The following is a 17,960-nucleotide window of genomic DNA, read 5'->3' on the forward strand; positions in this document are numbered from 1 at the left end:
GGGAGCATGCCTCATTTCAACGTCGTCGTCCTCGGTGCCGGCCCTGGTGGCTATGTCGCGGCGGTCCGCGCCGCCCAGCTCGGCCAGTCCGTCGCCATCATCGAAGAGAAGTATTGGGGCGGTGTCTGCCTCAACGTCGGCTGCATCCCCTCCAAGGCGCTTTTGAAGAACGCGGAGATCGTCCACACCCTGAAGCACAAGGCCGACTTCTTCGGCATCTCGGGTGAGTTCACGCTGGACTTCGGCAAGGCGTGGGACCGTTCGCGCGTCGTCGCCGACGGCCGCGTCAAGGGCATCCACTACCTGATGAAGAAGAACAAGGTCACCGAGTTCGAGGGCCGCGGGTCGTTCACGGGCCCCAAGGCGATCACCGTGACGAAGACGGACGGATCGACCGAAGAGGTCACCTTCGACAATGTGATCATCGCGACCGGCTCGACGGTGCGTCTGCTTCCGGGCGTGACCTTGAGCGAGAACGTCGTCACGTACGAGGAGCAGATCCTCACGCGCGAGCTGCCCGGCTCGATCGTCATCGTCGGCGCCGGCGCGATCGGCATGGAGTTCGCCTACGTGCTGACGAACTACGGCGTGAAGGTCACGATCATCGAGTTCCTCGACCGCGCCCTCCCCAACGAAGACGCGGACGTCTCGAAGGAGATCGCGAAGCAGTACAAGAACCTCGGCGTCGACATCCTCGTCTCCACCAAGGTCGAGTCGGTCGTCGACTCCGGCGACAAGGTCACGGTGACCTACACCGACAACAAGAGCGGCGCACAGGGCTCGATCGAGGCCGACAAGGTGCTCATGTCGATCGGCTTCGCTCCCCGCGTCGACGGGTTCGGCCTGGAGAACACGGGCGTCAAGCTCACCGACCGCGGTGCCATCGAGATCGACGACTTCATGCGCACCAACGTCGAGGGCATCTACGCGATCGGCGACGTCACCGCGAAGCTGCAGCTCGCGCACGTCGCGGAGGCGCAGGGTGTCGTCGCGGCCGAGACGATCGGCGGCGCGGAGACGATGGCGCTGGGCGATTACCGCATGATGCCGCGCGCGACGTTCTGCTCGCCGCAGGTGGCGTCGTTCGGCTACACCGAGGCGCAGTACAAGGAGACCGGCCGCGAGTACAAGGTCGCGACGTTCCCCTTCATGGCCAACGGCAAGGCGCACGGCCTCGGCGAGCCGGTCGGCTTCGTGAAGCTCATCGCGGATGCCGAGCACCTCGAGCTCGTCGGCGGGCACCTCATCGGCCCCGACGTGTCGGAGCTGCTGCCGGAGCTCACCCTCGCCCAGAAGTGGGACCTGACCGCTCTGGAGCTTGCCCGCAACGTGCACACGCACCCGACGCTGTCCGAGGCCCTGCAGGAGGCCTTCCACGGTCTCGCGGGACACATGATCAACCTCTGAGTGCACAGCGGCCGTTTCTGTGCTGACCATGTGAATGCATGGATCACAGGAGTACGCTGACACCTACGACTGACGCCGCCCCAACCGAAGCCGGGGGCGGCGTCAGTGGTTTCCGGCATCCGAGTGACCTTCGTCGGTCCCTTCTCGACGTCATCCGCAGGCGGAAGCGACCGGACGGGACCGACGAGCGTCAGAGTCCGAGGGTGCGGGCAAGTTTCGAATCGGATGCCGCGGGGCGTCCGCCGACCGCCGCGACGGCGGCGGTGACGGCGTCGAAGAGCGCGGTGCGAGCACCGCCAGTGGGCGCCGCAGGACCCAGCTCGAACTCCCACTCGCGCCACGTCGTCTGCACACCGCGGACCTCGTCGGTCGCGACGACGTGGTCGTCGACGAACTCCGCGACGAGCGCGCCCACCTCGTCGCGGAGGGCGTAGGCATGGCGGTCGTTGACGATGCGGGCAATCGGCGCCAGCTCTCCGGCGGCGATCTCGGCCACGGCGGTGGCGACGGCATCCGGGACGGTCACCTCACCGGCGGGCGCGCTCGCTGGAGCCTCATCGAGCGGCCAGTGCGTCTCGATCCGTCCGCCGTCGGCGGTCTTGGGCCCCTTGATGTGCCACCCCTCGTCCGGTCCTCCGGTGCGGCGGCGCACCGCGTAGCCCGCGCGTCCCAGGGCGAAGCCCGGCACGTCCAGGTACCAGGCATCGAGATCACGATGCGCGGGCCCATCGACGACGGCGACACCCGGCAGACCCGACAGGTCGGGCAGCGGGGTGTCGCCGTGGACGTCGAACGTCAGCTCGATCTCGAGCGCGCGCTGGGGCTGCGGTGTCACTCGTCCCGGCCGTCGAGGTCGGGATCGATGTCGTCCTCCGCCTCCACGAAGTGGAACTCGGCGGACGTCGGGCCGTCACCCTCGCCGGTGTTCTCGGCCGCGCCGGCGCGCTCGTAGACGATCTGGGTCTCACTGTAGGGCAGGATCAGCCGGTCCTGGCTCTCGTCGTCCAGGGGAAGGACCTGCCCGTCCAGCGGGCCTCCGTGCAGTCGTGCGATCGCCATGGTGTACCTCCGACGATGGAGCGGATATGGAATCCCAGCCTATCCTGGACGATTCAGTGGGTCGGGAAGCCCAGGCTGATCTGGCTCTCGCTGGGGTCGGGCCACCGCGTCGTGACGACCTTCCGGCGCGTGTAGAAGTTGAACGCCTCCGGGCCGTACATGTGCGTGTCGCCGAACAGCGAGTCCTTCCAGCCGCCGAACGAGAACGCCCCGATCGGCACGGGAATGGGGACGTTGACCCCGACCATTCCGACCTCGATGTCGTACTCGAACTGGCGGGCGGTCTTGCCGTCGCGGGTGAACACCGCGGTGCCGTTGGCGTAGCGGTTGTCGTTGATCAGCGCAACGGCGTCGTCGTAGGAGGCGACACGCACGACCGAGAGCACCGGCCCGAAGATCTCCTCGTCGTAGACGCGCATGCCCGGCGTCACGGCGTCGACGAGCGACGGTCCGATGAAGAACCCGTCGCCGTCCACCGCGAGCTCGCGGCCGTCCACCACGATGCGGGCGCCCTCGTCCGCAGCTCCCGCGACGAAGCCGCGGACACGCTCGAGGGCATCGCGCGTGATCAGCGGGCCCATGTCGCTGTCGGGGTCGGTGCCGTCGCCGACGACGAGTCCGCCGATGCGCTCGGCGACCTTCGCGACCAGCGGGTCGGCGACGTCGCCGACCGCGACGACGACCGACACGGCCATGCAGCGCTCCCCCGCCGAGCCGTAAGCCGCCGAGACCGCGGCATCCGCGGCGGCGTCCAGATCGGCATCGGGCATGACGATCATGTGGTTCTTCGCTCCGCCCAGCGCCTGCACGCGCTTGCCGTTCTCGGCGGCACGCGCGTAGATGTACCTGGCGATCGGGGTCGAGCCCACGAACGACACGGCGCGCACGACCGGGTCGTCCAGCAGTGCGTCGACCGCCTCCTTGTCGCCGTGGACGACGTTCAGGATGCCGTCGGGAAGCCCCGCCTCGGCGAAGGCCTCGGCCAGCCACACCGCCGCCGACGGGTCGCGCTCGCTGGGCTTGAGGATCACGGCGTTGCCGGCGGCAATGGCGGTCGTCACCATCCACAGCGGCACCATCGCGGGGAAGTTGAACGGCGTGATGCACGCGACCACACCCACCGGCTGACGCACCTGGTGCACGTCGACGCCCGACGCGACCTGCTCGGAGTAGTCGCCCTTGAGGTGGTGCATCAGACTGGTGCAGAACTCGACGTTCTCGAGCCCTCGAGCCACTTCGCCGAGGGCATCGTCCACCGTCTTGCCGTGCTCGGCGGTGATGATGCGGGCCAGCTCCTCGGCGCGGGAGGCGACGATCTCGCGGAGGCGGAACATCACCTGCTGACGTTTGCCGAGGCCGGTGTCGCGCCAACCACGCTGAGCGGCCTGGGCGCGGCGGGCGGCCTCGTTGACGAACGCGGCCGAGGCCAGGGCGACCTCTCCGCTCTGCCGGCCCGAGGCGGGGTTGAAGACCGGACCGGTCCGGCCTTGGGGGCTGACGCGTTCTCCGGCGACGATGTGCGGGATCACGGTGACCGAGCCGGTGGGATCGGCGGAGGTCTGCGGTGCGGATGCGGTGGTCATGGATTGCCCTCTCGATCGGGGTGTGCAGGGGATGGCGGGTCAGGCGGCGGACGCGCCGTCGCGGGACGGGTCGTAGCCGCGGAGGGTGCCGTCCGGCGAGGCGAACCGCGCGACCAGCGTGCAGTCCTTGCCCCCCAGGCCTTCGGCGATGAGGTCGTCGAGCTGGCCGAGCGCGAGACGCGCCGCCGGCAGGTGCACGCCGGTGTCGTCTCCGGCCTGTACGGCCAGTGCGCAGTCCTTGCGGGCGAGCTCGACGGAGAAGGTCGCGTCGAAATTCTTGTTCGCCGCCGCCTTCTCGACGATGCCCGGCACCGGATACCAGGTGCGCAGCGCCCACGAGTCGGCCGACGAGACGCGGGCGACGTCCCAGAACACCTGCGGATCCAGACCGAGCTGCTCCGCGAGTTGCGAGCCTTCCGACACGGCCATGACCGAGATGAAGAGCATCATGTTGTTGACGAGCTTCGCGGCGATGCCGGCTCCCGCCTCACCGCAGGCGATGACGTTGCCCGCCATCGGCGCCACGACCTCCCGCGCCCTCTCCACGTCGGCGGCACCTCCGCCGAGCATGAACGTCAGCGTGCGCGCCTCCGCGCCCGCGGTTCCGCCGGAGATCGGCGCATCCACGAACGACAGACCGCGCTGCTGCGCTCCGGCGTGGCACCAGCGCGATGTCTCCACGTCGACGGTCGAGGTGTCCAGCAGCAAGGTCGACGGCGCCGCGTGCGCAAGGATGCCGTCGATGCCCCCGTACACGCCGCGGACGTGCTCGGGCTTGGGCAGCGAGGTGATCGCGGCATCCGCGCCGTCGAGGGCCTCGGCAACCGAGGAGACGATCTGCACTCCCCGCTCGGCGGCGGCCGCCGCAGCAGCGGGGTTGAGGTCGACGCCATGGACGGTGTGCCCCGCGGCAACGAGGTGCGCCGACATGGGCGCACCCATGTGACCCAATCCGATGAAGGCGATCGTGGACATGAGACTCCCTTCGACACCGGCGACGGTCGTCGTCGCGGGCAGTGGCCGCCGTCGTCCTCGACGTCGCCCGTGGCCAGCGTAGGCACCGCGTGACCGTGGATCAATGCACACACTCGCCGCAAACTTGCACCGCAGGTGTGCACTGGTGCACACTCGTCGGCATGCCTGCCGCTCCCCCGGATCCCCCACTGGACGCGCTGATGACATTCCTGTCGGTCGCGCGCCTGGGTCGCTACACGGCCGCCGCCGAGGTTCTCGGGGTCAACCACTCCACGGTGTCCCGTCGGGTCACGGCGCTCGAGTCCGCGATGGGAGGACGTGTCCTGGTCCGCACCGCCGGCGGCTGGGAGGTCACCGATCTCGGTCACCGTGCGGTGACGATCGCCGAGCGCATCGAAGCGTCACTGCGCGAGCTCATCGACGGGGAGAACGCCGATGCCGTGCACGGCATGGTGCGCGTCTCCGCCCCCGATGCCTTCACCTCGGTCTTCCTCGCACCGGCGATGACCGCTCTGCGACGCGAGCACCCGCAGCTCGCGGTCGAGCTGCTCTCGGCGACGCAGCGTGTCCGCCAGAACCGCTCCGGCGTCGATCTGGAGATCGTCGTCGGTCGACCCCAGGTGCTGCGGGCGTACGCGACGCCGGTCTGCGCGTACGCGCTTCGTCTCTACGCGACACCCAACTATCTCGACGAGGCGGGTAGGCCCGACTCGATCGCCGAGCTGGCCGCACACCCCCTCGTGTACTACGTGGAGAGCTCGCTGCAGGTCGATGAGCTCGACCGCGCGCTGCAGGAGCTGCCGGACTCGCCGGCATCCGTCCGTTCGACGAGCGTCTTCGCACACGTCGAGGCGACGGCGGCCGGAGCGGGCATCGGCATCCTGCCCGATTTCCTCGGCGACGCCGACCCGCGCCTGATCCGGGTGCTGGACGGCGCCTACGCGCACCCTCTCGCCTACTGGGCCGTCGCTCGCGACGAGGGGCCTCGAAACCCCGCCGTCGCCGCCACCTTGGAAGCCCTCATCTCGTACATCGAAACGGTCCGAGGATGAAGCCGTTCCTGCTGCTCGGGACCCGGGCGGAGGACGTACCCGCCGACGAGGAGTACCGCCTCTTTCTCCGCTTCACCGGGCTGTCGCCGGACGAGCTCGTCCGCGTGCGGATGGAGGCAGGGCCCCTCGGAAAGGTGGACCTGGACGCGTACTCGGGCATCTTCGTGGGCGGCGGGCCGTTCAACGCGTCGGATCCGATCGAGAAGAAGTCACCCGCGCAGCGGCGCGTCGAGACGGAGATCGCCGCCCTTCTCGACGAGGTGGTGGCGCGGGACTTCCCCTTCTTCGGCGCCTGCTACGGCGTGGGAACCCTCGGCGCACATCAGGGCGCTGCCATCGACGGCACCTACCGGGAGCCCATCAGCGTCATCGAGGTCGACAAGACCGGCGCCGGGCACGACGACCCGCTGCTGGCCGGCCTGCCCGACCGCTTCGCGGCATTCGTCGGCCATAAGGAGGCGATCTCCGCACTGCCGGCGACGGCGACACTGCTCGTTCGAGGCGAGGCCTGTCCCGTGCAGATGTTCCGCGTGGGCCGCAACGTCTACGCCACACAGTTCCACCCGGAGTGCGACGTCGAGGGCATCAGCACACGCATCCGGGCGTATGCCGACTACGGGTACTTCGGAGCGGACGAGCTGGATCTCACCCTCGCGGCGGTGCGCCGGCTGCCGGTCGTGCACACGGGCGGCATCCTGCGTGCGTTCGTCGAACGCTACTCCCGCTGACACCGCGTGCGCAGGCGCGAGCCCAAATGCAAGGGATGCCGCGCGACACGCCGCCGCATCCCTCGCGGAGGCGGCGTGCCGGTCAGCACGCCTTGCAGTTGCGGACGGGCAGGGCGAGGCGCAGCGGCGCGTTTCGACTCGCCGCTGCGCTCCTCGCTCAACGACCGGGACGCGCGGCGGGCCGGTCGTCGAGGGAGCGCAGCGAGTCGAAACGCGCCCGCGTCAGAGCAGTGGCGGAGTGTGCCAGATGCGCTCGATGTAGTCGCGCATCGAGCGGTCGGACGAGAAGAAGCCGGAGCGCGCGACGTTCAGGATCGCGGACCGGGTCCACGCATCCTGGTCGACGTAGGCGGCATCCACCCGCTCCTGCGCCGCGAGGTACGACGAGTAGTCGGCCAGCACCATGAAGCGATCGTCGTAGAGCAGGTTCGACACGATCGGCTCGAACACGCTGCGATCGCCGCCCGAGAACGCGCCGGAGGCGATGAGGTCCATCGCCCGGCGGAGGTTCTCGTCGCCCTGGTAGAAGTCGGCGGGCTTGTAGCCGCGGGCCCACAGCGCCTCCACCTCGGGCTCGCTCATGCCGAAGAGGAAGAAGTTGTCATCGCCCACGAGCTGACGGATCTCGACGTTCGCGCCGTCGTCGGTGCCGATCGTCAACGCCCCGTTGAGCGCGAACTTCATGTTGCCCGTGCCCGAGGCCTCCTTGCCCGCGAGCGAGATCTGCTCCGACAGGTCGGCGGCCGGGATGAGGCGCTCGGCGAGCGTGACGTTGTAGTTCGGCGGGAACAGCACCTTCAGGCGCCGTTCGACGCGTGGATCGGTGTTGACGACCTCTCCGACCGCGTTGATGAGGTGGATGATGCGCTTGGCCATGGCATAGCCGGGGGCCGCCTTCGCGCCGAAGATGACGGTGCGCGGGAGCACGTCGGATGCCGCGACCCGCCCCGACACGATGCTCTCGTACTGCGTGACCACGTGAAGGAGCTTGAGCATCTGCCGCTTGTACTCGTGCAGACGCTTGACCATCACGTCGAGCATGTGGCCGTCGCTGATCTCGAGGCCGTCGCGCGCGCGCAGCAGATCGCCCAGGCGACGCTTGTTGGCGGCCTTGACCTCGGCGAACGCCTGACGGAACTGGGGATCTTCGGCGTACGCCTCGAGCTCCCGGAGACGCTCGAGGTCGGTGAGCCAACCGGTGCCGATCGCCTCGGTGATGAGCCCCGACAGCCCGGGGTTGGCCAGCCGCACGAATCGGCGCGGCGTGATGCCGTTGGTGACGTTCGTGAACTTGCCCGGGAAGAAGTCGTTGAAGTCGGGCAGCACCTTGTCGCGCAGCAGCTGCGAGTGGAGCTCCGCGACGCCGTTCACCTTCGCCCCGGCGACCGTGGCGAGGTACGCCATCCGGACGCTCCGCTCCGGGAACTCCCCGATGATCGACATGTTGCGGATACGCATCTCGTCATCGCCGTAGCGTTCGCGCACCGCCTCGAGGAACTCCTCGTTGATGCGGTAGATGATCTCCAGGTGGCGCGGCAGGAGGCGTCCCAGAAGGTCGACCGACCACACTTCGAGCGCCTCCGGCAGCAGCGTGTGGCACGTGTAGGCGAAGCACTGCTGCGTGATCGCCCACGCGGCATCCCACTCGAGCTTGCGCTCGTCGACGAGCACGCGCATGAGTTCGGGAACACCGATCACCGGGTGGGTGTCGTTGAGCTGGAAGATGACGCGGTCCGGGAGCTTGTGGATGTCGAAGTCGGCCGGGAGAGTGTGCTCCAGGAAGTCGCCGATGGATGCCGCGACGAAGAAGTACTGCTGCTGCAGACGCAGCTCCTTGCCCTGCGGCGTGGAGTCCTCGGGGTAGAGGACCTTGGAGATGTTCTCGGCGAACGTCTGGGCTCGGACGGCCTCCTCGTAGTCGCCGGAGTTGAAGACGCGCAGGTCGAACGAGTCGGTCGCCTTGGCACTCCACAACCGCAGCGTGTTGACGCGCCCGTTGAGGTAGCCGGGCACCATGTAGTTGTAGGGGACGGCGAGCACGTCCCAGCCCGGCACCCAGCGCGACCGGGTGACGCCGGCGTCGTCGTAGGTCTCGGTGTGGCCGCCGAAGGAGATGCGGCGTGCCGCCTCGGGGTGCGGGAACTCCCAGGGCGAACCGAGCGTCAGCCACGCGTCCGGCTGCTCGACCTGCTGGCCGTCGACGAACGTCTGCCGGAAGATGCCGTACTCGTAGCGGATGCCGTAGCCGATGTTGGGCACGCCCATCGTCGCGAGCGAGTCGATGAAGCAGGCGGCGAGGCGCCCGAGGCCGCCGTTGCCGAGACCGGGCTCGACCTCCTGTGCACGCAGCTCCTCGATGTCGATGCCGCAGGCGGCCATCGCCTCGGTCGCGATCTCCGTGAGGCCGCTCGCGAGCAGATTGTTGTCGAGCTGGCGGCCCAGCAGATACTCGGCGGAGAGGTAGCAGACGCCCTTGGCCTGGACGACACGCTGTCGGCGGAGGTCCTCGAGCCAGCGCGCCATGAGGTAGTCGCGGACGGTCATCGCGAACGCGAAGTAGCGGTCGTTCGGGGTGGATGCCGACAGCGGCACGCCCCGCTCGTAGTTGAGGTTGCGCAGGAACTGGCGCACGAACCCGTCGACAGAGCTGGCCGGGCCGGTCACCGGCGCGAGGGCCAGCGGGTGGGTCGCGTTCAGCGGGTGGTGCGCGGGAGCAGGAGCGGTCACGGCTTCGGGTTCTGACACAGATCACACGCTAACGTGCGCCCCCGCGGGATGCACATCGGCGGGAGTCATCTTCACGAGGCGCTTACCTCGTCGTTACACGGCATCCTCTGGAGCGCTGGCGCGCTCGCGCTCATCCTGCTCCGCGCGCCGCGCCGCATCCAGGTCGGCGGCGGCCCGCGCGAGCGCGTTCTCGGCTGTCTGCACGCGGCGCTGCGCGAACGTCGACGCGCCGTAGCGGGTTCGGACCCGGTCGTCCTGTTCCTCGACGAGCGTGAAGACGTAGGCCGTAGCGATGAGGATCACCTGCGCGGAGAGATTGATCCAGAGCAGCAACGCGATCAGCGCGGCAAACGATGCCAGAAGGGGGTTCGCCGACGCGCCGCCGACGAACAGACCCGACAGCAGCTGAAGGACCGTGAGCCCGACGGCACCGAGCACCGCGCCCGTCCAGAGCGCCTTCGCCGGGGCGCGTACACCCGAGAGCACACGGAACAAGACCGCGATGACCGCGGCATCCAGCACGAACGTCACGAGGATCGCGAGCAGTCGCGTGCCCCAGGCGATGGCCACACCGTCGCGGGCAACACCGAACCACTGTGCGACCAGATCGAGGCCGGCCGTACCCAGCATCGTGACGAGCGCCGAGGCGACCAGAGCCACCCCGACGACGACGGCGAGCGCGACGTTGCGCAGCAGGACGAGCCAGAAGGGCACGTCGTCCGTCAGCTTGTCGCACATGATCCGCATCGCGGCGCGCAGCGACCCCATCGCACCGATCGCCGCCCCCACGAGGCCGACGAGCGAGACGATGCCGGCGATCGACAGACCGATCGACACATCGATCTCATCCACCTTGATCAGGCCGTTCTCCCCCACGAGACCGGGGATCGTGCGGTCGACCGACGCGATCAGCGCCTGCCATGCCTCCGGGTTGCCGGAGAGCCAGAGGGCAGCGGCGGAGAAGCCGAGCAGTGCCGCGGCGAACACGCTGAACAGCGTGCGATAGGTGACACTGTCGGCGAGCATGGCGCCGCGGCGCTCGCTGTAGCGGAGGAACGCGCGAACGGGCGTCAGCGACAGTGCGCGAGCGACGACGCGAGAGATGTCCATGGCGCCCAGACTATGCGGCCGCACCGTCGCGCCGGGGGGCCTTGACAGCGCCCACCGCGGTCAGAGGGCGGCGGCCAGCAGTCCGATCCACGTCCCCGCGACGAGGAAAGGACCGAACGGGATGCGCGTCGAGCGCGAGGCACGTCGCGTCAGCAGGAGGACGATGCCGACGACACCGCCCAGCAGGAAGGCGGCGACGACGCCGAGGAGGACAGCCGACCAGCCGACCCAGCCGAGGAGCACCCCCACGAGCGCAGCGAGTTTCACGTCGCCGCCGCCCATCGCGCCCCGCCCGATGATGCGCAGCATCAGGAAGAAGGCGAACAGCACCGCCCCGGCCGCAGCCGCCCGCAGGAACGCCGCCCAGGGGGCACCGACCGCACAGGATGCCGCGAACAGCGCGAGCGTGACGGCGAGCGCGGGAAGCACGAGGGCATTGGGCAGGCGGTGGGTGCGCAGATCGACGATCGTGAGGATCACGCCGACGACCGCGGCGACGACGAAGGCGGCCGCGGCGAGGGCGGCGGCCGGATCACCCATCCTGCACCTCGAGGTGGACGTGGACCGGGGCTGCGAGGTCGATGGCTTCCGCTTCGCGCACCGAGCGTTTCAACGGCAGCACGTAGCGCCCGCGCTCGGCGTCGGGGAAGACCGAGGTGCGCCAGCGCGACCCACCGATGCCGACCTGCACGCGTACCGCGCCGAACCCGCGCGGCGGTCGTGGCAGCTCGCGGATATCGGCGCTGGCCTCGGCCGGCAGCTCGACGAAGTACCAGTCCTCCTGTCGGGCCGACCAGCGGAAGATCTCACCGTCGAACTCGAAGCGCACCCGGTCATCGTAGCGATCGCACGCTCGACGCGAACGGCCCCTGTGGAGGGCGCTCCTCGCCGGCACGGGGCCCACCGCGGCGACCAGCGGATGACGCGGAGCGGGTGTCGGGGCCCCGCGAGAGCATCCCGTATGCGAACCGATCCGATGCGACCGCCCGGCTCACCCCGCGACGAGGTGCCTCCACCTCCGCGTCGACTCCCGGTGTTCGACGACGAGTTCCACGACGGCATCGACGAGCGACGGTGGATCCCCGCCTACCTGTCGCATTGGACCACGGCGCGGCGCGCGGCCGCACGCACGCTCTCCGTCGCAGACGGGCTCGAACTGCGCATCGAGAGCGATCAGCCCGATTGGCGGGCCGAGGACGCACCGCTGCGCGTCTCCAACCTGCAGACCGGCGCGTTCTCCGGCCCGGTCGGCTCGCCGAGGGGAACACACCGCCATCGCGGCGACGGGCTGCTCGTGCGCACCCACACGCCCACACGACTGCTCTTCGCGCCCTCTCGCGGCCGCATCGAGATCACGCTGAGCGCAAGCACAGATCCGGGCTGCATGACAGCGGCCTGGCTGGTGGGAACCGAGCATCGCGCTCCCACGGAGGCGGGAGAGATCTGTATCTTCGAGATCGATGCGGCGGCGGTCGGCATGCCGACGACGGTTCGCACCGGCATCAAGAGCCACCACGACCCGCGGCTGGTCACGGAGATGCGGGAGATCGAGGTGCCAGTGGATGCCGCGGCGGCGCACACCTGGACGGTGATCTGGGACGGGCGCGAGACGCTCATCGGCTGCGAGGGCAGACTGGTCGGGCGATGGGCGCAGTCTCCCTCCTATCCCGTCTTTCTCATGCTCGATCTCTTCGAACTGGGCGGGAGCGGCGGCGCTTACCCCAAACGCGCAACGCTTCATCGCGTTCGGGGGTGGGACGTGCCCTACGGGTAGACGACCACGGGGGTCCTCGGCGGCAGCTGCGCGAGCCGATCGGTGGCCGGGCCGTCGAGGTAGATGCAGCCGAACGAGTTCGCTCCGGAGCGCTCGCGGTAGTAGTGGAAGGCGGTCACGGCGACCGTGCCGCCGTCGAAGCCCGCCATCGTCGCGGACTGCACCCCGAGATACACGAGCGGATGGCCCTGTGTGTAGGCGAACTCCGGGACGACGCGCGTCAGCATCACGAACGTGCGCCCCACGGGCGTCGGCGTCGACGGCTGGCCCCACGCGAAGTCGCTGGCGACCCGTTCCACACCGGATGCGGAGACGATATCGATCGTGTGGTCCGCCAGGTGCACCTCGACATAGGCGGTCACGGGCGTCAGCTCGATATCCGCGGCGCGAAGCCAGCCGACCGCCTGCGCGGGGTTGCCGTCCGGCGGAACACCCTGCCGGCCGGCGAGCAGGACCTTGACCCAGTGCGATTGGCGCTCGACGACGGGAACGACCGTGCCGCCGTACGCGGCGTCGCGCGGCAGGTACCCGAGCGGCTGTCCGGCGGGGTCGGCGAAGATGGGAGCCGCCGTCAGCGGCGTGGCGAGCTCACCGGTCGTCGGCGCGAACGGCGCGTCATCGACGGGGATGCCGGGCGTCACCGACCACACGTCGATCTGCCGAAGCGCGGCGATGTCGTACGCGGTCGTGTTCTCGGGGGCTCCGACCCGGGCCGCCGTCGGCGACGCCGAACCGGGTGGCGCCGCCGCTGCTGCGGTCTCCGCTCCGGGCGGCGTCGCGGGAGCCGCGGCACCCGCCCCCAGCGCGACCAGCCCCAGGACGATCGCTCCGATGGCGGCGAGCGCCGTCACGGCCCAGGGGGCGATGTCCCCGAACCGCAGACGGCGTGGCATGTGCATGCCTCCAGGGTACGGAGATCGAGCGGGCGCGGAGAAGGGGGCCGGGTATGCTCCCCCGGCCCCCCTCGTTCCGCAGCGTCGGTCAGGCGCTGGTCTTGGCCTTCTTGGCCGTCGCCTTGGCGGGCGCGGTGCGGACGGTTCCCGTCACGGCCTCGCTCTCGGCGTGGGCGACCTTGCGGGCCGCACGGACCTCCTCGAAGGACGTGCCGTAGTACGCGGCCTCCATGAGGGTCTTCATGTCATCGATCATCGGCATCCGCGGGTTCGCCGGGGCGCACTGGTCGCGGTAGGCGGCCAGGGCGAGCTCCTGCAGGCCCGAGATGAAGGTGGTCTCGTCGACACCCTGCTGCTGGAAGGACCGCTCGATGCCGACCCGGTCGCGCAGCTCCTCGACGGCGCGGGCATAGCTCTCCACGCCCTCTTCCGGCGTGGATGCCGGAAGGCCCAGGTGCTTGGCGATCTCCTGGAACCGCTCGGGCGCGATGTAGCGCTCGTACTTCGGCCAGCTCGTGAGCTTGGTCGGCACGGTCCCGTTGTAGCGGATCACGTGCGGCAGGTAGACGGCGTTCGTGCGGCCGTGCACCAGGTGGTAGGTCGCGCCGGTCACGTGCGCCATCGCGTGCACGATCCCGAGGAAGGCGTTTCCGAAGGCCATGCCCGAGATGGATGCCGCGTTGTGCATCTTCTCGCGGGCCTTGATGTCCTCGGCATCCGTCGAGTTCGGCTGGGCCTTCGTGCTGCGCTCGATGTTCTCGAAGATGAGCTTGATCGCGTGCAGGCACAGGCCGTCGGTGTAGTCGTTGGCGTAGACGGAGACGAACGCCTCGGTGGCGTGGGTCAGGGCGTCGAAGCCGGCGTCGGCGACGAGGAAGCCGGGCAGCACCTTGGTGAGCACGGGGTCGATGATCGCCACCGACGGGGTCAGGGCGTAGTCGGCGAGCGGGTACTTCATGCCCGTTTCGTCGTCGGTGATGACGGCGAACGGGGTCATCTCGCTGCCGGTGCCCGACGTGGTCGGAATGCAGACCAGCTTCGCCTTCTTGCCGAGCTCCGGGAACTTGAATGCGCGCTTGCGCACGTCGAAGAACTTCTCGCACATGTCGGAGAACTCGATCTCGGGGTTCTCGTAGAGCAGCCACATCACCTTGGAGGCATCCATGGGCGATCCGCCGCCGAGGGCGATGATCGTGTCGGGCTGGAACTGACGCATCAAGTCGGCGCCGGCACGGACCTCAGAGACCTTGGGCTCCGGCTTGACCGTGTTGATCAGCTGCACCTGCACACGGTTCTCGCGGCGGTTCAGCACATCCATGATGCGGTCGACGTAGCCGAGCTTGGTCATGGTCTCGTCGGTAACGATGGTGACGCGCTCGAGACCGCGCATGTCGCCGAGGTAGCGGATCGCGTTCGGCTCGAAGTACGTCTTCGCGGGGATCTTGAACCACTGAAGGTTGTTGTTGCGACGCCCGATGCGCTTGACGTTCAAGAGATTCACCGCCGAGACGTTGTTGGAGACCGAGTTGTGACCGTAGGAGCCGCAGCCGAGGGTCAGTGACGGCATGAAGGCGTTGTAGATGTCACCGATGCCACCGAGCGCCGACGGGCTGTTCTCGATGATGCGGACGGCCTTGACGACCTTGCCGAACTCGGCGATGACGTCCTGGTCGTTGGAGTGGATGGCGCCGGAGTGGCCGAGACCGTCGAAGTCGACCATCTGGCGGGCGAGGTCGATGCCCTCCGCCGGCGTCTTCGCGCGCAGCACCGCAAGCACCGGGGCGAGCTTCTCACGCGTCAGCGGCTCGTGCGGGCCGACACCGGAGACCTCCGCGAGGATGATCGACGTGTTCTCGGGAACCGTGAAGCCGGCGTGCTCGGCGATCCACTGCGGCGACTGGCCGACGACGGTGGGGTTGAGCTTGGCGCCGGCGCAGTTCTCGCTGCCCGCGGTGACGCCGAAGATGAACTCCTCCAGCATCCGCTTCTCGTCTGCCGTCGCCATGTAGGCGTGCAGTCGCGCGAACTCGGCGAGCGCCTCGGCGGCGATCGGCTCGTCGAGGATGACGGCCTGCTCGCTCGCACACACCATGCCCATGTCGAACGACTTCGACAGCACGATGTCGTTGACGGCGCGTCCGACCTTCGCGGTGCGCTCGATGAAGGCGGGCACATTGCCGGCGCCGACGCCGAGGGCGGGCTTGCCACAGGAGTAGGCGGCCCGGACCATCGCGTTGCCACCGGTGGCGAGGATGAGGGCCACGCCCGGGTGGTTCATCAGCTCGCCGGATGCCTCCATCGAGGGCTCCTCGATCCACTGGATGCAGTTCTCGGGGGCGCCGGCGGCGATCGCCGCATCGCGGACGATCTTCGCCGCGGCCACGGAGCACTTCTGGGCGGCGGGGTGGAAACCGAAGACGATGGGGTTGCGGGTCTTCAGCGCGATGAGCGACTTGAAGATGGCGGTCGAGGTCGGGTTGGTGACGGGGGTCAGCGCGCAGATGACCCCGACCGGGTCGGCGATCTCGGTGATACCGGTGATCTCGTCGTGCGAGATGACGCCGACGGTCTTCTGGTTGATGATCGAGTTCGTCACGTGCTCGCACGCGAACATGTTCTTCACGGCCTTGTCTTCGAACAGACCGCGACCGGTCTCTTCGACCGCCATGAGCGCAAGTTCGCCGTGGAAGTGCAGGGCCGCGACGCTCGCCTTGCGGACGATGTGGTCGACCTGTTCCTGCGTGAAGGATGCGTACTCTGCGAGCGCGGCTTGTGCGCCTTCGACCAGAGCATCGATCGAGGTGGACATTGTGGGTTCTCCTACCCGGCGCGGACACGGTGTCCGCGTCATCGCTTTCCGGGTCCGAGGGCTCTCGGGCCTGTCTGAGATCAGTATGACATATGTGGTCAGACCACACAAGCGACGTGGATGCCGCCGCCGCCGAGGGTTTGTCACGCCGATGCGGCGAGCGGACGCGGCGGCATCCGATCAGACTGTCGACATGCGGAAGATCCCCGTGTACTACTACTCCTCCTCGTCGAACCTCACCGGCCGGTTCGCGGAGGCTCTCGCGCGGATCGACGGTCGGCGGGTGCTCAATCTCGCCCGCTCCGACGTGAGGCGCGGCGAGCCGAGCGGCCCCTGGGTCCTGCTCACGCCGTCGTACAAGGCCGGCAACGCCGACGAGGTCACCCTGCCCGCCGGCGTGCGGGCGTTCCTGCGCTCGCCCATGACGCGACGACGAATGGTCGGGATCATCGGATCGGGCAACCGCAACTTCGGCGACTACTATCAGGCCGCCGCGCGGCAGCTGTCACAGACGTCGGGGCGCCCCGTCCTGTTCGAGTTCGAGCTGGCCGGCACCCGCGAGGATGTGGAGCGGTGCGCGGCCATCCTTGCGACGCTGGATGCCGCGCTGGACGAGGTCCGCAACGCAGGTTGAACCAGCCGATCAGGTCGGCGGGCGCCCCGAGCGCGTCACCGACCCGGGCGCGGCGCCCGCTGCCTGCGTTCCCGTCGGCGAGAACGACGCGCGGCCCGACGCGACCGCGGCGGCGGCCGCGAGGGCTCCAATGGTGATGATCGCGCCGAGCACGAGCGCAGCCTGCTCCCCCGCGGCGAGCGCGCCCGTCTCGGCGCCGATCGTCGCTGCGGCGATGGGAACGCCGAGTTGCGCCGCCGCGATGACGGCCCACAGTGGATGCTGGTGCATCAGCGCGCCGACGAGGTGCGCGATCAGTGCACCGACGCCGAGCAGCAGTCCGAGCAGGAGGTACGACGGCGACGCCAGGAGACTGCCCAGCGAGAGCGACGATCCCAGCCACACGAAGTAGAGCGGCGACAGGAACCCCTCCGTCACCGCGAACAGCTGGCGCGCGAGCCGCCGCGGCTCGCCGGCGCTGGCAACAGCCAGGCCCCCGGCGAACCCGGCCAGCAGCACGGAAACGTGCGACACCGTCGCGAGCGCGCCGAGGCTGCAGACGAGGATCAGGCTGACGCGCAACTCGATCGCAAGCTCATGCGCTTTGCTCGTCTCGCGCAGACGCTTCCACCGGTCGCCACGATCCGCCCACCTCAGGGCGAGGGCGAGCAGCGAAGCGACGGCGGCGATCCCGAGCGCACCGACGGCGGCGACCGGTGCGCGCGCGGGATCCATCGCCAGCGGCAACGCGACGATGCAGGCGGTGTCGGCGATCGCGACCTGCGCGATCGTGGGCAGGAGCTGCGCACCGCCCAGGCGCGTCTGCTGCACGGCCGGCAGCACGAGCGCGGCGGAGGAGGAGGCCATCACGACGGCGTAGATGGCAGCGTGGCCCGTGTCGAAGACAGCGGCGAGGGCCCACCCCGCACAGGCCGCAGCGATGCCGACGACGATCGCGTGCAGCGCGCCGCGGCCGAGGGCGGGCCGCAGACGGGCGTCACGCAGAGGCACATGCGTCCCCGCGACGAACATCGTGAGACCGAATCCGAGCGTCGCCAGAAAGCTGAACGTGGCGTCGGTGGTGTCGACCAGATGCAGGCCCGACGCACCGATGATCATGCCGGCGACGAGCTCGCCGATCACGACCGGCACGCGCCATCGCGTGCCCGCTGACAGGAGGGGGCCGAGCAACGCGACCGCGCCGACGAGCGCGAGCGTCTCCAGGGTCAT

The 17,960-nt window shown here is 69.2% G+C and carries 16 protein-coding genes; 5 read left to right on the top strand and 11 right to left on the bottom strand.

All coding sequences use genetic code 11. From position 1 onward, the window contains the following. Positions 1 to 6 precede the first annotated feature (6 nt). Positions 7 to 1,407, top strand: coding sequence for a dihydrolipoyl dehydrogenase (gene lpdA, locus HMPREF1529_RS14790; protein WP_016465378.1), 1,401 nt, complete (start codon positions 7 to 9; stop codon positions 1,405 to 1,407). A gap of 190 nt (positions 1,408 to 1,597) precedes the next feature. Here the strand turns inward: lpdA and HMPREF1529_RS14795 are convergent, their stop codons facing one another. From HMPREF1529_RS14795 to HMPREF1529_RS14810, 4 genes are read right to left on the bottom strand one after another with little or no spacing between them, the layout of a single operon-like run. Continuing rightward, a complete protein-coding gene (locus tag HMPREF1529_RS14795; RefSeq protein ID WP_005049059.1) occupies positions 1,598 to 2,242 on the bottom strand; it encodes a CYTH domain-containing protein in 645 nt (214 codons plus the stop codon). After that, positions 2,239 to 2,466 carry a hypothetical protein gene (locus HMPREF1529_RS14800; protein WP_005049057.1) on the bottom strand — a complete coding sequence of 76 codons (228 nt, stop codon included), beginning with the start codon at positions 2,464 to 2,466 and terminating at the stop codon, positions 2,239 to 2,241. The genes HMPREF1529_RS14795 and HMPREF1529_RS14800 overlap by 4 nt, the downstream gene beginning before the upstream one ends. Positions 2,467 to 2,519: 53 nt before the next feature. Next, positions 2,520 to 4,049: a CoA-acylating methylmalonate-semialdehyde dehydrogenase gene (locus tag HMPREF1529_RS14805; protein WP_005049056.1), complete on the bottom strand. Its 1,530-nt coding sequence runs from the start codon at positions 4,047 to 4,049 to the stop codon at positions 2,520 to 2,522. Between the two features lie 39 nt (positions 4,050 to 4,088). Continuing rightward, positions 4,089 to 5,024, bottom strand: a complete 936-nt coding sequence (locus HMPREF1529_RS14810) for an NAD(P)-dependent oxidoreductase (RefSeq protein WP_016465379.1) — start codon at positions 5,022 to 5,024, stop codon at positions 4,089 to 4,091. A 200-nt stretch (positions 5,025 to 5,224) separates the two neighbouring features. Between HMPREF1529_RS14810 and HMPREF1529_RS14815 the strand changes: the two genes are divergently transcribed. Beyond that, on the top strand, positions 5,225 to 6,076 hold the full coding sequence (locus tag HMPREF1529_RS14815; protein ID WP_016465380.1) for a LysR family transcriptional regulator: 852 nt from the start codon (positions 5,225 to 5,227) through the stop codon (positions 6,074 to 6,076). Further along, the gene (locus HMPREF1529_RS14820) at positions 6,073 to 6,804 is read left to right on the top strand and encodes a glutamine amidotransferase (RefSeq protein ID WP_005049048.1); all 732 of its coding nucleotides are present in this window, start codon (positions 6,073 to 6,075) and stop codon (positions 6,802 to 6,804) included. Before HMPREF1529_RS14815 ends, HMPREF1529_RS14820 begins: the two co-directional genes overlap by 4 nt. A gap of 222 nt (positions 6,805 to 7,026) precedes the next feature. Here the strand turns inward: HMPREF1529_RS14820 and HMPREF1529_RS14825 are convergent, their stop codons facing one another. The 4 genes from HMPREF1529_RS14825 to HMPREF1529_RS14840 form a co-directional block, all read right to left on the bottom strand. Next, a complete protein-coding gene (locus HMPREF1529_RS14825) occupies positions 7,027 to 9,531 on the bottom strand; it encodes a glycogen/starch/alpha-glucan phosphorylase (RefSeq protein WP_016465381.1) in 2,505 nt (834 codons plus the stop codon). Positions 9,532 to 9,624: 93 nt separating this feature from the next. After that, on the bottom strand, positions 9,625 to 10,641 hold the full coding sequence (locus tag HMPREF1529_RS14830; protein WP_016465382.1) for a YihY/virulence factor BrkB family protein: 1,017 nt from the start codon (positions 10,639 to 10,641) through the stop codon (positions 9,625 to 9,627). Positions 10,642 to 10,701: 60 nt separating this feature from the next. Beyond that, positions 10,702 to 11,181 (bottom strand): prepilin peptidase, encoded by a 480-nt coding sequence (locus HMPREF1529_RS14835; RefSeq protein WP_016465383.1) that lies wholly within the window; start codon positions 11,179 to 11,181, stop codon positions 10,702 to 10,704. Beyond that, positions 11,174 to 11,470: a DUF1905 domain-containing protein gene (locus tag HMPREF1529_RS14840; RefSeq protein ID WP_005049039.1), complete on the bottom strand. Its 297-nt coding sequence runs from the start codon at positions 11,468 to 11,470 to the stop codon at positions 11,174 to 11,176. The genes HMPREF1529_RS14835 and HMPREF1529_RS14840 overlap by 8 nt, the downstream gene beginning before the upstream one ends. Before the next feature lie 204 nt (positions 11,471 to 11,674). Between HMPREF1529_RS14840 and HMPREF1529_RS14845 the strand changes: the two genes are divergently transcribed. Further along, positions 11,675 to 12,415 carry a hypothetical protein gene (locus tag HMPREF1529_RS14845; protein WP_016465384.1) on the top strand — a complete coding sequence of 247 codons (741 nt, stop codon included), beginning with the start codon at positions 11,675 to 11,677 and terminating at the stop codon, positions 12,413 to 12,415. Here HMPREF1529_RS14845 and HMPREF1529_RS14850 read toward each other — a convergent pair. Beyond that, complete coding sequence (locus tag HMPREF1529_RS14850) at positions 12,406 to 13,314, bottom strand: hypothetical protein (RefSeq protein ID WP_232212139.1); 909 nt, start codon at positions 13,312 to 13,314, stop codon at positions 12,406 to 12,408. The genes HMPREF1529_RS14845 and HMPREF1529_RS14850 overlap by 10 nt on opposite strands. Before the next feature lie 82 nt (positions 13,315 to 13,396). Further along, positions 13,397 to 16,117 (bottom strand): bifunctional acetaldehyde-CoA/alcohol dehydrogenase, encoded by a 2,721-nt coding sequence (gene adhE, locus HMPREF1529_RS14855; protein ID WP_005049030.1) that lies wholly within the window; start codon positions 16,115 to 16,117, stop codon positions 13,397 to 13,399. A 193-nt stretch (positions 16,118 to 16,310) separates the two neighbouring features. Between adhE and nrdI the strand changes: the two genes are divergently transcribed. Next, positions 16,311 to 16,751, top strand: a complete 441-nt coding sequence (gene nrdI / locus HMPREF1529_RS14860; RefSeq protein WP_005049028.1) for a class Ib ribonucleoside-diphosphate reductase assembly flavoprotein NrdI — start codon at positions 16,311 to 16,313, stop codon at positions 16,749 to 16,751. A gap of 9 nt (positions 16,752 to 16,760) precedes the next feature. Here nrdI and HMPREF1529_RS14865 read toward each other — a convergent pair whose 3' ends face one another. Continuing rightward, on the bottom strand, positions 16,761 to 17,960 hold the full coding sequence (locus HMPREF1529_RS14865; RefSeq protein ID WP_016465387.1) for a cation:proton antiporter: 1,200 nt from the start codon (positions 17,958 to 17,960) through the stop codon (positions 16,761 to 16,763).

Origin of the sequence: Microbacterium sp. oral taxon 186 str. F0373 (assembly GCF_000411455.1) — a bacterium.
Taxonomy (GTDB): domain Bacteria; phylum Actinomycetota; class Actinomycetes; order Actinomycetales; family Microbacteriaceae; genus Microbacterium.

What these genes read in the sequence shown, in the direction of transcription:
- adhE (WP_005049030.1), bottom strand. Translation starts at nt 16,117, where the DNA reads ATGTCCACCTCGATCGATGCTCTGGTCGAAGGCGCACAAGCCGCGCTC.
- nrdI (WP_005049028.1), top strand. Translation starts at nt 16,311, where the DNA reads ATGCGGAAGATCCCCGTGTACTACTACTCCTCCTCGTCGAACCTCACC.
- lpdA (WP_016465378.1), top strand. Translation starts at nt 7, where the DNA reads ATGCCTCATTTCAACGTCGTCGTCCTCGGTGCCGGCCCTGGTGGCTAT.
- HMPREF1529_RS14830 (WP_016465382.1), bottom strand. Translation starts at nt 10,641, where the DNA reads ATGGACATCTCTCGCGTCGTCGCTCGCGCACTGTCGCTGACGCCCGTT.
- HMPREF1529_RS14865 (WP_016465387.1), bottom strand. Translation starts at nt 17,960, where the DNA reads ATGACCCTGGAGACGCTCGCGCTCGTCGGCGCGGTCGCGTTGCTCGGC.
- HMPREF1529_RS14810 (WP_016465379.1), bottom strand. Translation starts at nt 5,024, where the DNA reads ATGTCCACGATCGCCTTCATCGGATTGGGTCACATGGGTGCGCCCATG.
- HMPREF1529_RS14800 (WP_005049057.1), bottom strand. Translation starts at nt 2,466, where the DNA reads ATGGCGATCGCACGACTGCACGGAGGCCCGCTGGACGGGCAGGTCCTT.
- HMPREF1529_RS14820 (WP_005049048.1), top strand. Translation starts at nt 6,073, where the DNA reads ATGAAGCCGTTCCTGCTGCTCGGGACCCGGGCGGAGGACGTACCCGCC.
- HMPREF1529_RS14805 (WP_005049056.1), bottom strand. Translation starts at nt 4,049, where the DNA reads ATGACCACCGCATCCGCACCGCAGACCTCCGCCGATCCCACCGGCTCG.
- HMPREF1529_RS14835 (WP_016465383.1), bottom strand. Translation starts at nt 11,181, where the DNA reads ATGGGTGATCCGGCCGCCGCCCTCGCCGCGGCCGCCTTCGTCGTCGCC.
- HMPREF1529_RS14850 (WP_232212139.1), bottom strand. Translation starts at nt 13,314, where the DNA reads ATGCACATGCCACGCCGTCTGCGGTTCGGGGACATCGCCCCCTGGGCC.
- HMPREF1529_RS14815 (WP_016465380.1), top strand. Translation starts at nt 5,225, where the DNA reads ATGACATTCCTGTCGGTCGCGCGCCTGGGTCGCTACACGGCCGCCGCC.